Raw genomic sequence first — 13,369 nt, 5'->3', positions numbered from 1 at the left:
GGATTTTTTATGCAGAGTGCAATTCGTGCCGCCGTTTTCAGCCTGATGACCCTGTTCGCCAGCTGCGGTGTGGGGGCTCAGGGTCTGGATACGCAAATCGGCAAGGTGGCGATGGGAGGCGAACGGCCAACCACGAATCCATCGCCAAACTCTATGCCGCTGCCCTGAATGTCCAGGTCTATGACTAACCCCATGCTGATCAAAGACCGCTTTCGCGAGCAAGCCCGCACCCACACTTGATCTCTGGTGTACACAGAATATGTGACCAAAACAGATCCAGTGTGAGAGCGGGCTTGCTCGCGAAGAGGCCCTCAGCCCCGCCGCGTTACTTGGACTTGAGCTTCAGATACGACTGATGCAGATCCGACGCCCAGCCATCGATCACGTTTTTCACATCACCGGCCTTCATCACCTGATCTGCGTTTTCCAGCGGTTTGCCGATACCCTTGCGTACCACCTGGGCCACGACTTTGTTGTTGCCGCCATCGAGGAACACTGCTTCGGTGGCCAGATTGGTTTCCTGGTCGCGAATGCCGCTGGCTGTACTGACTGCCGCCGCCACCAGGGCGATCGGGACCACTTCATAAGGCTGGAGGCCTTCGGTCTTGCTGGTGACAGAGGTGATCGCCGCACGCACCACCATCACGCCAGGACCGGGGCCGCTGGCCAATGGCAGGGATTTACCCAGCTCGCGTTTGAGCGCCTGATCGTAGTAGCTGGTGATGCCGTTCAGCGTAGCCTGAGGGATTTTTACCGTCGGTTGCGGTTTGGGATAGATCTGAGTCGGCTCGATGTAGGCACTGGTGAATTTGTTGACATCGAGCTTGGGGTCCATCCAGCGCATTACCACGGCGCCCGATGGCGACTTGGCCTCCTTGAGCTGACTGTAGTCCTTGAGAAAACCGGAATACTGGTCCGGCTCAACGACTTTGCTGGAGCAACCCACCACCCCGATAGAGGCGATGCACAGTGTGCTCATCATTAACGCAAGCTTCATGCTGTAACTCCTGTCAGAAGGCCGAAAACAATATTGCCTACGGGAATTACAGGTATAGCCAATGAACGGCAAATTGTTATCAAAAAACACAAGCAACGCGCAATTCGCCGCCAGTTACTACGCAATGTGTGCGGGCTTGCTCGCGAAGGCGGACTGACATCCAACATTGATGCTGGATGTTATGGCCTCTTCGCGAGCAAGCCCGCTCCCACAGTGGTTATGGGTTGGTCACAAAAAACACGCTTCAGCCGCGTTCGCGGGGAATCAGGCTCTGCAGCTGCTGCGCCAGGAAGTTCGCATCGAAGGCAAAGGTATCCGGGTCTTTCAAACCATTGGTCTTGCGCCATTGCCAGGCGCTGGACGGTGGCAGACACACCAGGGAAATGCTGCCATAGCGCGCCGCGGTCAGGCCCATCACCGCCAATGAAATCTGCCCGCCGACACCCATAACGTCCGGCACGAATTCCACCGGTTTACCTGCGATCACGATACTCAGCTTCTCGGTCTTGAACGTCGACGTCTCGACCGGAACGCTCGGCCCGGAAGCGACATACGCTTCGCGGCTCACCTCCAACAGGCTCGGCACCAGGACCGGTTCCAACCACTGCTGGATCTGATCGAACAATTCACCAATGCGCGTCGCCCACACGGCCGATTGCGACTCAAACAGTTGCTTCTTGTGCGCTTCGCTTTCTGCATAGTGGCGAAGCATCTCGCCCAGTTGCTGTACGTCGTCCATTGCGGTGTTCCTTTGGTTGAAGCGGTGCTGCGGAAGTCGATCATGGCAGATGCCGACAGCTCGCGTACGGCAAAGGTGCGAACGGCTACAAAGCCACGGCAGCTGAACGTGACGAGTGGTCCTGAGGCTCCTGTTCTTCAGGGCAAAAGGGTTGATATGAAAAGGATGGCACTTTTCTGGAAATGTCCTACACCTGATAGCAAGGAAGAACGGCAAGCGATCGACAGGAGTCGATAAGCGACATCCCTCGCATCCCCTGCTCACCCTCCGTTTCCTCTCTTTTTATCATTCCGCGCAAATCGGCGGGGATTGAACGCATTCGTCCGGCGCTGCCGAGGAGGTAAACCACCCAATACCCCGTTCACCCGTGAAACCAGTCTCGGCGATCAGACCGAGACCCTGACTAAGAATAAAGGAAGCCCCGCATCGACGAGCATTAGCTCAAACGATGCCAGGCGTTTTCCCAATCAAGGAGATCATCGATGAATCAACCCCAAGGAAAGCTCACAGCATTCGCGGCGACGGCCGCCTTGTTCAGCGTCGCAGCCCAGGCCGGAACCTACCCTGACTATGGCTACGCACCACCCGACAGCTATACCGGCGCCAAATTCGTACTCAGCCAGAGTTATCCCACCACACCGCCCAAAGGCGAGCTGCCGGCGTTCTTCAAGAAGCTGCCGGCCAAGCAGGACAATAATTTTGAAACCTGGCGTGCCTACATGGACGAAGTGAAAAACTATTGTCTGGAAGGTAACGTCGACGTCAATTGGGACGTTCAGAAAAACAAGGTTCGTCATTGGTATCACATGCCGTGGCAGCACTATGGCCCACTGGGGCGTGAGGGCATTCATGGCTTGACCAAGGAAGCGCAGATTCAGAAGCAGCAACTGGCGTCTACGCAAACCGCCACCGGCCAGACTTACGCCGTGGGTATTTACAACGACATCGGCGCCTACACCATCGGCCAGGTCTGGAAAGACCCACAGAACCCTGATCCGAGCTACACCTCACAGCCCAAAAGCTTCGCCAACGGTACGGTCGTGTGCAAGGCACTGTTTGCCGACATCGACCGCAACACCGTGCCGTTTCTGGTCAACCCGGTGTTGTGGCAGGGCTATATCACCGAGACCTTCACTTCCGCCAAGCGCCATGTGAAGGAAGTCGCCCTGATCCAGCTGGACATCGCCGTACGTGATACCCGCATGAGCAATACCGGCTGGATCTTCGGCACCTTCCAGTACAACGGCGCCAAAACCGACAAGGCTGGTTGGGACAACCTGGTACCGGTGGGGATCATGTGGGGCAACGATCCGAAAGACACCGACAATGACTTCACCAACCCGACACCGACCATCACCAGAATCAACAGGGCGCTGCAACAGACCGCCATCAACGCCGATACCAAGGAACTGCCGCCGACCCACCTGGGCTGGAACGGTCGCCTCGCCGGTCCTGTGGACAATCCCAACAGCTCCTGCCAGAGCTGCCACATGACGGCCGAGTCGCCGCAAAAGGCGCTCATGAATCCGCTGTTCCAGAAAAAATCGCCACCGGTGGCGGTGGGTTCGCCTGAATGGATGAAGTGGTTCCAGAACATCCCGGCAGGCCATCCGTTCACCCCGGGCACCCAGAGCACGGATTACAGCCTCCAGATGTCGGGCGGGCTGGTGAACTTCTATCAGTGGAAGTGTTACATGGGCGGGATCTACGAGAACGGCATCGACGCTTGTGCGAAAATTGCCAGCATGAAGTTGAAGACGATGCAGTCCGGCAATGCGGCGCCGCAGCCGGTGCAGCGAGTGATCCGCGATCCAAGCCTGGAACAACTGCTCGAGTAACGTGCGACAACCTCCGGGCATTTGTTGCCCGGAGGCTTACTCACGCCATTGGCCGTTTTAATATTCCCCTTTATCGTTCGAGGTGTTTGGCTGCTGCGCGCCCGTCTTCTCAACGGCGACTTTGTTCTCAGGGTTGAGGGCGTATTTCAGGGCCCGTTTCTGCATGGTGCCGGCATCCGGATAACCTACGGTCTCCGGGTTTGCAAAGCCGGTGCGGCCGGAAGGGCCGGTGTCGCTGGTGGAGCCAGCGGGGCCGGTGTAGCCAGGGGGATTGATCGCATCAAACAGGAAACTGAAACCTTGTTTCAGTACGGACTGGGCGATGCCATGACACCCCATGCAGCCGCCCATGGTTTGGCTTTGGTCTGGAATGCTGTGATCAAAATCCGGCACCATGATGTTATTTTTGGTGCGCGTATTGGTCAGGATGTGGTCTTTCGGAATGGGGAATGAGTTGGTCCCGCGAAACAACTGAATCCCCGGCTGGCTGCTTTCGACCATGACATTGGCCAGGTAATAATCCGGGTCGGTTTCAGTGCTCGACGGGATGGCCTGCACCCCTTTAAGCCGGTAGTACTTCCAGACCGAATTGTTGAATTCGCTGCTGCCGTTCATTAGCTGCTGCACCTGGTTGTTGACCGCAGTGACTTCGGAATAGATGGTTGGCGGTTGCACAACGCGGATCGGGCCGGCCTGCCCCTCATGGATTCCGTTACTGCCGGAGTAGACGGGCGGATTAAGGTTCGAACCTACGAAATCGCTCTTGGGCAGGGTAACCTTATGGATTGTGTTGCCGTCAGAGAAGGTAGCGACCGGTGGTTTCTCCGATGGGGGGTAGGCAATCTTGTCGTAGTTGGCCGGGTAGGTAATTTTGTTGTAGTTGGCGATATAGTAGAGGCCAGTCGGCTTGGTGCTGTCGGGCAATGTCAGGGAATCCTGCTGCTCGAAAGTGGCGAATATGAAGGTCGGGTAGTTGGGCGTCTTATGGATGATATGCAAGGCTACCAGGGCGTAGTCTTCATTGTGCGCCACCGGCGCATCATCGTTGCCCTGATAGGTCACCACCGTCGCCGTATGGTAGCGCGCGCGCTGCGATTGCGGAATGTCTGCCAGCTTGCGCCATGCCGCCTTGACCTCCACCGCGCCGTCGGGCAGAACGATATGATCCGGTTTGCTGCTCAGGCTTTTCGCATACTCGTAGACGACGGGATTCGCCTTGGCCTCAAACAGGATCTGGCTGTCTTTTGAAGGGGCATAGTTGGCCCCTGTCATTGCCGCTTGCGGAGGGTTGACCGGGAAAAAGATAGCGTTTTGTCCTATTTGGGTCGCCTCGTCCAGATTGTTGTAATGAGCATAGGTGGCGCCTGACGCCAAAGGCGCACCGTTGGGGAACTTGATATAGCTGTATTGCGGGTCAGAAGCAAACGGACGCGTAGGGCCGCCTACGGGGTTTTGCTGTTTCTTATCCCCTGGAAACAACTCGGTGCGGTGGGCGAAGGTTTGCCACAACAAGGGGCTGGAAGACGCCAGGGGGCTGGACGCCTTGCCCGAATCGGCAAAGCTGCTGCCGGGATTGCCGACGCCGCGGTTAGCTGGCAACGGAGTGTTGGCCGTATTGTTCAGTGCGATAAAGCTCCGCCAGGCGAAGGTTGCATAGTCGGTATGGCTAAGGCCCGAAGCCAGATCCGTAGGCAGTTGCGGGTTGTCTGCGGTTAAGTCGCTTGCGGTAATGGCATAGGAAACGCCCAATCCTGACGGGTAGGTAAAATACCCAGAGAAACTCTTGGAGAAATACGGATTCCAGTTCAGCCCATCGTTTGAATAAAAAGTATTGGAGCTGCCAGACGAAGTGCTGATAAACACGCGCTCACCGATCATCGTTGCACTATTCAGGAGCCCCGTGAAATTCTTGCCCACCAGCTCTTGCTTCGCGCCCCAGCGGCCGGCCCGGTCGTAAGTGCGTGCGAACCTGACGTTATTATTAAAAGAATAATAGACCCATAAATTACCGTTATAGACGACGGGCACCATCGTCAGAATTTTGTCGGTGTTTTCCTGGAACGCTAAATTTTCCTGGCTCCACCGAAGGCCATCATTCGAGGTGACATAGTAAACAGCTTTACCTGCATTTTCGCTATATAAGACAAATAGTTGCCCGTTATACACGACAGGTTTGTTATTGACGGCCGTATGGGTGGTATTGATAGGGTTAACCTTGGACCAAGTGAAGCCGTCTTCGGAGCTGATGGTATTTAAGCGACTCTGGGAATCGGCAAAGGTCAGTACCAGCTTTTGCTTAAATACAGTCACTGAGACGTTATTTAAGATGCTATCCACTCTGATGGTTTGAGGGGCGGCCCAGTTTCTCCCCTCCACTGAAGTGGTAAAATAGATACTTTTATCATAACCGTTGGACCAGAACATATAAATTCTGCCCTTGAACGACTGCACCACGGGTGTATATAACCCTGTGGGGCGGAATGGCACCATGCTCGTCGAAGAAGGCTTACCGCTTGAGGCATCTGGACTGTCAAAGACATCGACTTCGATCCCCACACCTTGTTGCGGCGTCGCGATGATCACGCTCTCCGCATAAGCTGATGAGACCGCCAACAAACCACATATGCACAGCATCAGACGACTAAGTATCGCTTTAACGTTCATATATTTCATTCCTTTGAGTTAGTTGCTACTACAGGCCGTGAGTGCGCCCTGACAGGCGTAGTTGTTCCATTGCTGAAGCGCGATCTGCATTCGCAGCGAGATGTCCGGGTTCAATAGGTTTGTATTCCCCTCCGTTGTAACTCATGGGATAGCGTGTGATCTGGAAATCATTGACTGCGTTGCGATAGGCAAGCTCCCTTAGAATTGTGACGTCATCGGCAAAGGCCGATGACGTCACTCACGACAAGAATAGAGGGTATTCACTCATCTGCCGCTACTGCCGTTGCATTGGCCATGTTTTCGGCCGTGGCTTGGACCGAGTTCCCTGCAATGGTGGACAGATAAAGTGACCTGACGAACCCGGGTGCGGTCCCCAGGGCAACGTCGACTGGAGCACCAGCGTTATCCGGCACCAACTTCCCGCTCGTATCCTGTTCTTCGTTTAGCTCTTGCTCTACCTGCAGGTCATAGCGGGTAAATTGGATAAACTGAGGGTCGGTTATCGCGATGGCCGCCAGTGGATCCCAAAAATACAGATAGGTGCCGATACCGGGCGCAATGGTCGAGCTATGCAGCACTTGTGTGAGAAATTGAGCAATCGGGTTGGGAATACGGGAGAGTTGTTGCACGAAATCCCGCGTAATGGGGATCTGGTTGCATGCGTTGAGCGCAACCAATTGCACTGGGATCCCGCTATTAAAGACATATTGGGCTGCAAGCGGATCCAGGAAGATGTTCCATTCGGCAACCTTGTTGGCGTAGTAGGGAGTGTCGCCCAGGGCGTCAATGATATTGCCGGCCGCGCCGGGCTGGGCGTATTGCGGCAACAAATTGCCCCCCATCATAACGATGCGGTCTATTTTGGTGCGCAACAAGTCTTGCAATGCGTCGTCGGTTTGAGCTTGCTGGAACAAATGCCCCCAGGTCGTGCCACCGCCGATCATTAATACGGTCAATTTATGATCGGCATTTTTCAATGTTTCCCTTAAGAAAGCGACCGCATCTGTTCGCGTGGGATTCAGGTTTGTCCGCGGAAACGAGGCGTCGTAATGTTGATCCGATGCCTGGCGTGTTTCAAAGGGAAAGGTATTGCTGTACACCATGGGGCGCTGAAAACCAGCAGCGACCGGGATGCGCTCTATCGCCGGGTCATCGAACAGAGTGAGGAAGTTACTGATGTTTTCAACACCGTGACTCAAGTGAACAGCGCCCACCCCCGTCACTGTGATGCCTTCGACCTTTACCGCATGATGCTTTAGCAAATACGAGATGGCCATGTAGTCGTCGAAATCGACATCGGTATCGATGAGCAGGTGTGTGAGGGGTTGTACAGACATAGTGTCAGCCTCCTGGCTAATGAAGAAGTTACGTCCGGTGTTCACGATAGGAAAAGTCAGCCTGTTCGGTGTAACAGTAGCATCGTCCATGGTAAATGCCTGTTTAATATCGACGGTTAATCCATTTATCTACTGATAACGACATACTATGGATCCAGCATGATAGATTTATTATGTGCATAGACCGACTACCTGAAAAAGCACCATGACACTTCACCAAAAGATGAGCATTACAGTTGATTTATCACTGGTGTCCGCCATCGAACAAATGGAGACTCCTTTCAGGCCTGGCCTATCAACACAGGCCATAGCCTGAGGAGATCCAATGCGCACCATCGGCCTTATCGGCGGCATGAGCTGGGAGTCCAGTGCCGAGTATTACCGCCTCATCAACCAGCAGGTACGCGATCGCCTCGGGCCATTGCGTTCGGCGAAATTGCTGATGTACAGCGTCGACTTCGGCCCTGTCGAACAGGCCCAGCATGCCGGGCGCTGGGACGATGCGGCGGCGATTCTGGTGGATGCCGCGCGGCGTCTTGAAGCTGGCGGTGCCGAGTGCGTGGTGCTGTGTACCAACACCATGCACAAGGTGGCCGGGCAGATTCAGGCAGCGATTGATATTCCGTTCCTGCACATTGCCGACCCGGCCGGTCAGGCGGCGCTGGACGTCAGTGCGCTGCGCGTGGGTTTGCTGGGCACTGCGTTCACCATGGAGCAGGACTTCCTCAAGGAGCGTCTGACAGCCAAGGGCCTGACGGTACTGGTGCCGGAGGCCGAGGAGCGTCAGGCCATACACCGGATCATCTATGACGAGTTGTGCGTCGGAGTGATCAGCGAGGCCTCACGCCAGGTCTATCAACGCGTGATCGAATCGCTGACCGAACGCGGCGCCCAAGCGATTATCCTTGGCTGCACCGAAATCGGCCTGCTGATCAAACCCGAGCACAGCGCCCTGCCCTTGCTCGACACCACCGAACTGCATGCGCAGGCGGCGGTGGCGTTCGCGTTGGGCGACTGACTCAGTCGGCCGTGGGCGTGCGACGCAAGCGCGCCATGCTCAGGGTATCGACCAGTCGACCATCACGCACGGCGTAATCGCGAAACAGGCCTTCGGTCTCGAAACCGAATTTTTGGTACAGCCCGATCGCCGCTTCGTTGTCGGCATACACCGAGAGTTCGACCCGTTGCAGGTTCATCCAGTTGTCGGCGATGTCCAGCGCCGCCGTCAGCAGTTTCGAACCGACGCCCTTGCCCTGCCAAGCCACGGCGACCCCCATGCCGAGGCTGCCGGCGTGGCTGCGGCGGATTCGCGAAAACTGCTCCAGGCCAATGTTGCCGATGATCGCTCCCTGATGCAGCGCCACCAGTTGCACCACTCGCTCGTTATCCGGCGCCAGGCGTTTGCGCCAGACCTCGGTGGACTGAAACGGCATTTGCAGCACTTGACGGGTGATCGCCGGGTCGTTGTAGAGCGCGGTGACGCCCTCGATGTGGGATTCGTTGAAGCGTTCGAGGTGAATGGCAGCGTCGTGGTCGGGCATGGCGGTGTTCGCCTTTGATCGGTGTGTGGCCGAACACTCTAAACCGCACGCCCTCTGCGTGGCGATAACAATTGGAGGTGTGTGTTTTTTGCCCGTTCATCAGACGTTCATATAGGCGCAATACATTAGCGCAGGTTGATTTCTCGCCCCTTCAATCTGTGAGCCGAATACGTAATGTTGCCTGTTGCCAAGATGGAAGCCGCCTTAAAAAACGGGATTGCAAAAGTCCCTGTTCGTTGCGCTGGTAGGCATGAAGTGGGGGTTTACAGCCCCTCTAATGACGTTGAGATCGAAGTTCGATTTCTATCGCCAGCGGACATTCCCTCGCTGCTTGAACTTGAGCAAAGGAAATGGGAAGGCGATCAGCGCGCCGATGCCTCAATGATGGCGTCACGGATCGCCTCATTCCCGGCATTGAGTATCGGCGCTTTTTGCACGCGCACGGGGACTGTGCTGGCGTCGTTGTTCATGAAACCTACACGGCACGACATCATAAGCAAATGCCCGACGTGGGAAGACTGTGCGAGAAAGCAGCATGGCGATGAGTCCGCAAAAACCGGTGTGCTGTTTGGCATCAGCCTGAGCAGTGTTGATCCGAAAGCGGCGAACGCGATTTTCGAATTCTTTTGGCCCCATGCGCTGAAGGCGGGATGGTCAGACGTCTATCTTGGCTCGCCGGTCCCGGGCCTTCGTCATTGGGCCTCGAAGAATCCTGATATTCCGGTCACGCAGTATGTGCGAGCTGAACGCAAGGGCCTGCCGCTGGATCCGCAACTGCGGTATTACTTCCAAAAAGGCTTTCGCAAGATCGTCGCCATCAACGACAACTATTTCCCGCATGAACGTTCGCTGGATGTCGGCGTGCTGATCCTGGGTAAAGTGCCACTCTCCGGCCTTTCCTTTATATGGAAGAGAGTTCCGCTGCCTTGGCTGCAGCGCATGAAAAAACTGTTCTTCGTGTGCTTGTGAACGCCTCTCTGACAGTAGAAAGCGCAGCACGTCCACTCGGTCGCGATAGGCGTTTTTGGCGGCTGCTGGCCTGCGCTGCGGCGTCCATGATGGGAGACCAGCTCACTTTAGTCGCCTTTCCCCTGCTGGTCATGGCGATAACGCCAGACCCGATGGCGCTCGGCTGGGCGTTTGCCGCTCTCGCATTGCCGCGGGCCTTGTTTCTGTTGGTGGGCGGCTCGCTGGTTGACCGTTTTGGCGCCCGCTCGGTATGGACGTTCGGCTGCTGTTTGAGCGCAATGGCGCTATGCGGCTTGTCCTGGGCGGTTTTTCAAGGCCACGCCACATTGCCTGTGGTCTATGGATGCGCCGCGTTATTGGGGCTGTTCAGCGCACTCACTTTGCCGGCCGGCAGTGCCCTGGTGCCTGGCATCGTGAGCCCGCGTGATCTGGAGCAGGCCAACGGCGTTTTTCTTGCGCTGAGACAGGTGACCATGGCGCTAGGCCCGGTCGCGGCCGGTGCACTCATCGCCAACGCGTTTTTGCCCTCCGGTGTGCGGTCAGACGCAAACGGCGCGCTGGACGGCTATGCCATCGCGTTTGCACTCAATGCGCTGACCTTTGCCGTGTCCGCGCTCGGGCTGAGCACTCTGCGTATCCGCAGAACGACTTCCCCTGGTTCTGGTTCCACCGCCACGGCAGAAGGCCTGCGCTATTTCTTTCAGGATCGGCAGCTGCGCACGTATCTGGCCTATATGGCGGCCATGACGCTGTTCATGAGTGGACCGGTGCAGATCGCCGTGCCGCTACTGGCCCACGCGCGCTTCACGCCCGAGGCAGAAGCCCTGGGCTGGCTCTTCGGTGCTCAGGGTGCGGGGACATTGGTCGGCATGCTGATGTTCACCGCCCAGCCGAAATTCCGGATTATCAATTTGGGCACCACCTTGCTCGCAGTGGATGCCGCCATTGCCTTACTGCTGATGCCGATGGGATGGGTATACGCCCTCTGGCAGGGCATGGCACTGCTGTTCGCCATTGGCATCTTCGGCGGCTTTCTGCAGGTCATGGCGTACACCTGGCTGCAGCGAGCATTACCGCCTTCATTGCTCGGCCGCGGCATGAGTCTGTTCATGCTCGTATTTGCCGGACTTGCGCCGATCTCGGCAGCGATTTCAGGCTGGGTTTTGCAATTCGTATCCATCGAAGCCGTGTTCGTAGCATCCGGTGTGTTGCTATTGATGACGGTGGGGTTTTCTTACTTCGGCTCGGGCCTGAGGAGGCTGTCGGATGTTTAAGCAAGCAGAGCCATTGGGTAGTGTCTGTAGCAGCTGTCGCCAGGCTGCGTCCGGCTGCGAAGCAGTCGAAAAATCAGGCACTTCGGTATTGCAGACAAACCGTGCAAGCAGGATTTGCGACTGCTTCGCAGCCGAACGCAGCCTTCGGCAGCTGCTACAAGCTGCCTTTCATTCACCGCGCTCCAACCTGCCCAGCTATCTGTTCATGGCCCTGTGCGTCTTGAATACGGCGGCAATCGCCTGGCTTGCTGCGAACGAGGCGTTCGGATGGCTGGCCGTTGCGCCGTTGATAGTGCTCCAGGCGATCCTGATGATTGGCGTTCAGGAAGCCAAGCATCAGTGTGTGCATCGTCAGTTCCTCGTTGGCACGCGCCTGAACGATGCAGTGGGTGTGATCACGGCTGCCATTTTTGGCGTCAACTTCGTGGGCTACCGCTGCTTTCACCTCGAACACCATCGCAAAACCTGCCAGGCCGATGATCCCGAAGGGCTGCTGTACGAACAGACATGGCGAACACGCTTGATCAGCCTGTTTGGCGCCGTGGAGCAACTGTGGGTTGCGGTCTCCATCAATATTTTTTCCCGACGCTACACGCCTGCTCATGCACGCTGGCGCTGGCACTGGAACAATGCCTTTATCGCCGTTTTCGTCGCGGTGCTGGCTTTGGGCATCCATGAGGCGCCTCGACAAATCGTATGCGCCTACCTGCTCCCCTACTGCCTTTTTGCCTGGCTGGATTTCTGGCTGACGCAGGCCGAGCACTATGGGGTACCGATCTCGGCTCAAGGCTCGCGCCGCGCGCCCTCTGACATCACGACGGATTTATACCTGCCCAAGCCATTGTCCTGGCTCGTTCTGCATCGCTCGCTGCACCGCATTCACCATGACGCGCCGGCGACCCGCTGGTTCCATGCGCACGCTCAATCGATAGTTCTGGCCAAAAGCAAGCCAGGCGGCGTGACAGACCTACCCACCTTCTTTGCGACCTGGATGCGACTCGGTCCCCGACTCTGGAAGTAAGCCATGACAGACACACCTATCGAACCACGGCACACAAAGACTGCCGAGACCAAACACCGCGTCCACACTGTGGAACGCGCCCAGTTATTGGAGTGGGGCAAACCCGCGCCATTGCGGTTACTCGCTGCCACGGTTTTGGAGTGGGCGTTTATCCTGTGTGCGGCAGGTCTGGCCATGTACGCAGGCACCATTTGGGCCTCGGTGTTGGCCATTGTGTTCATTGGCACAAGGCAACATGCATTGCTCATCCTGATGCATGAGTTTTCACACCGGCAGTTCAGCCGGACTCGCCCCGTGCTCAACGACACCCTTGGCGATTTCCTGACGGCAATCCCGTTCACCATCACCATTTACGGGTTTCGTCGCGACCACACCGCCCACCATCGGCATACCGCAACCGACCTCGATCCCAACTGGGCTTCATGCAAGGGACAGGACCGATTCACGTTTCCAAAATCTGCGTTCAACATTGCCATCCTGTTGCTGAAACACTGCGCAGGGTTGTACGGCTTCCATGAGTTGAAAACGGCCCTGGTGACGTCAAAAATGGCGTCACAATGCCCACCTTCCACGCGGTATCGGCAATGGACTTTTGCCGTTCTGCTCGCGGTGGTTCTCACCTGGTTCCACCTCTGGCTGGCGGTCTTGGTGTACTGGCTCCTGCCTCTGTTTACCGTGTTGATGGCCCTGCTGTATTGGCGCGATGTGGCAGAACACTTCGCGATACCCCAACCCGGTCCCGGAGCATCCCGAACGGTGCTTGCAACCTGGTGGGAACGCTTATTGATCGCCCCCCACGGCGTCGGCTTTCATGCCGAACACCACCTGTATCCTGCCGTACCGTGCTTTCGCCTTTGGCAGGTGCATGATGCGCTGACGAAAGACGAGGCACATGCGCAGCAGACGCATATCACGCGTGGCTATTTCTCGGGGTTGGTCCGTGAGATCGCTGCCGCCGGCACCCCGCGTTCATTTGTGAGGCATTGATG

12 protein-coding genes are annotated in these 13,369 nt (G+C 56.6%); 7 read left to right on the top strand and 5 right to left on the bottom strand.

Going from position 1 to position 13,369, the window contains the following annotated elements:
* Nucleotides 1-9: 9 nt before the first annotated feature.
* A complete protein-coding gene (locus ACA044_RS13595; RefSeq protein ID WP_497446805.1) occupies nt 10-168 on the top strand; it encodes a hypothetical protein in 159 nt (52 codons plus the stop codon).
* 157 nt (nt 169-325) lie between these two features.
* Here the strand turns inward: ACA044_RS13595 and ACA044_RS13590 are convergent, their stop codons facing one another.
* Together ACA044_RS13590 and ACA044_RS13585 are read right to left on the bottom strand one after the other, a co-directional pair.
* Complete coding sequence (locus ACA044_RS13590) at nt 326-997, bottom strand: DUF3313 domain-containing protein (RefSeq protein ID WP_497446804.1); 672 nt, start codon at nt 995-997, stop codon at nt 326-328.
* Between the two features lie 244 nt (nt 998-1,241).
* On the bottom strand, nt 1,242-1,736 hold the full coding sequence (locus ACA044_RS13585) for a hypothetical protein (RefSeq protein WP_497446803.1): 495 nt from the start codon (nt 1,734-1,736) through the stop codon (nt 1,242-1,244).
* A gap of 482 nt (nt 1,737-2,218) precedes the next feature.
* On the opposite strand from ACA044_RS13585, the gene ACA044_RS13580 reads away from it, so the two are divergent.
* The gene (locus tag ACA044_RS13580; protein WP_497446802.1) at nt 2,219-3,574 is read left to right on the top strand and encodes a hypothetical protein; all 1,356 of its coding nucleotides are present in this window, start codon (nt 2,219-2,221) and stop codon (nt 3,572-3,574) included.
* 57 nt (nt 3,575-3,631) lie between these two features.
* Here the strand turns inward: ACA044_RS13580 and ACA044_RS13575 are convergent, their stop codons facing one another.
* Together ACA044_RS13575 and ACA044_RS13570 are read right to left on the bottom strand one after the other, a co-directional pair.
* Entirely contained in the window at nt 3,632-6,238 is a 2,607-nt protein-coding gene (locus ACA044_RS13575; RefSeq protein WP_497446801.1) for an exo-alpha-sialidase, read from the bottom strand.
* Between the two features lie 260 nt (nt 6,239-6,498).
* Nucleotides 6,499-7,665: a nucleoside hydrolase gene (locus ACA044_RS13570; RefSeq protein WP_497446800.1), complete on the bottom strand. Its 1,167-nt coding sequence runs from the start codon at nt 7,663-7,665 to the stop codon at nt 6,499-6,501.
* Between the two features lie 235 nt (nt 7,666-7,900).
* Here ACA044_RS13570 and ACA044_RS13565 point away from each other — a divergent pair, with 235 nt between their 5' ends.
* On the top strand, nt 7,901-8,593 hold the full coding sequence (locus tag ACA044_RS13565; RefSeq protein WP_497446799.1) for an aspartate/glutamate racemase family protein: 693 nt from the start codon (nt 7,901-7,903) through the stop codon (nt 8,591-8,593).
* A 1-nt stretch (nt 8,594) separates the two neighbouring features.
* On the opposite strand, the gene ACA044_RS13560 is transcribed toward ACA044_RS13565, so the two are convergent.
* Complete coding sequence (locus tag ACA044_RS13560; protein WP_497446798.1) at nt 8,595-9,116, bottom strand: GNAT family N-acetyltransferase; 522 nt, start codon at nt 9,114-9,116, stop codon at nt 8,595-8,597.
* 174 nt (nt 9,117-9,290) lie between these two features.
* Here ACA044_RS13560 and ACA044_RS13555 point away from each other — a divergent pair, with 174 nt between their 5' ends.
* The 4 genes from ACA044_RS13555 to ACA044_RS13540 are packed head-to-tail and all read left to right on the top strand — an operon-like array spanning nt 9,291 to nt 13,367.
* A complete protein-coding gene (locus ACA044_RS13555) occupies nt 9,291-10,085 on the top strand; it encodes a hypothetical protein (RefSeq protein ID WP_497446797.1) in 795 nt (264 codons plus the stop codon).
* Entirely contained in the window at nt 10,022-11,359 is a 1,338-nt protein-coding gene (locus ACA044_RS13550; protein WP_497446796.1) for an MFS transporter, read from the top strand. Before ACA044_RS13555 ends, ACA044_RS13550 begins: the two co-directional genes overlap by 64 nt.
* A complete protein-coding gene (locus tag ACA044_RS13545; RefSeq protein WP_497446795.1) occupies nt 11,352-12,380 on the top strand; it encodes a fatty acid desaturase family protein in 1,029 nt (342 codons plus the stop codon). The genes ACA044_RS13550 and ACA044_RS13545 overlap by 8 nt, the downstream gene beginning before the upstream one ends.
* 3 nt (nt 12,381-12,383) lie before the next feature.
* Entirely contained in the window at nt 12,384-13,367 is a 984-nt protein-coding gene (locus ACA044_RS13540) for a fatty acid desaturase family protein (RefSeq protein ID WP_497446794.1), read from the top strand.
* Nucleotides 13,368-13,369: the final 2 nt, after the last annotated feature.

Source organism: Pseudomonas sp. LBUM1673 (assembly GCF_059695645.1).
This window is presented reverse-complemented; position numbering and strand designations above follow the sequence as displayed.

What these genes read in the sequence shown, in the direction of transcription:
- ACA044_RS13580 (WP_497446802.1), top strand. Translation starts at nt 2,219, where the DNA reads ATGAATCAACCCCAAGGAAAGCTCACAGCATTCGCGGCGACGGCCGCC.
- ACA044_RS13590 (WP_497446804.1), bottom strand. Translation starts at nt 997, where the DNA reads ATGAAGCTTGCGTTAATGATGAGCACACTGTGCATCGCCTCTATCGGG.
- ACA044_RS13575 (WP_497446801.1), bottom strand. Translation starts at nt 6,238, where the DNA reads ATGAACGTTAAAGCGATACTTAGTCGTCTGATGCTGTGCATATGTGGT.
- ACA044_RS13595 (WP_497446805.1), top strand. Translation starts at nt 10, where the DNA reads ATGCAGAGTGCAATTCGTGCCGCCGTTTTCAGCCTGATGACCCTGTTC.
- ACA044_RS13565 (WP_497446799.1), top strand. Translation starts at nt 7,901, where the DNA reads ATGCGCACCATCGGCCTTATCGGCGGCATGAGCTGGGAGTCCAGTGCC.
- ACA044_RS13545 (WP_497446795.1), top strand. Translation starts at nt 11,352, where the DNA reads ATGTTTAAGCAAGCAGAGCCATTGGGTAGTGTCTGTAGCAGCTGTCGC.
- ACA044_RS13540 (WP_497446794.1), top strand. Translation starts at nt 12,384, where the DNA reads ATGACAGACACACCTATCGAACCACGGCACACAAAGACTGCCGAGACC.
- ACA044_RS13585 (WP_497446803.1), bottom strand. Translation starts at nt 1,736, where the DNA reads ATGGACGACGTACAGCAACTGGGCGAGATGCTTCGCCACTATGCAGAA.
- ACA044_RS13555 (WP_497446797.1), top strand. Translation starts at nt 9,291, where the DNA reads ATGTTGCCTGTTGCCAAGATGGAAGCCGCCTTAAAAAACGGGATTGCA.
- ACA044_RS13550 (WP_497446796.1), top strand. Translation starts at nt 10,022, where the DNA reads ATGGAAGAGAGTTCCGCTGCCTTGGCTGCAGCGCATGAAAAAACTGTT.
- ACA044_RS13560 (WP_497446798.1), bottom strand. Translation starts at nt 9,116, where the DNA reads ATGCCCGACCACGACGCTGCCATTCACCTCGAACGCTTCAACGAATCC.
- ACA044_RS13570 (WP_497446800.1), bottom strand. Translation starts at nt 7,665, where the DNA reads ATGGACGATGCTACTGTTACACCGAACAGGCTGACTTTTCCTATCGTG.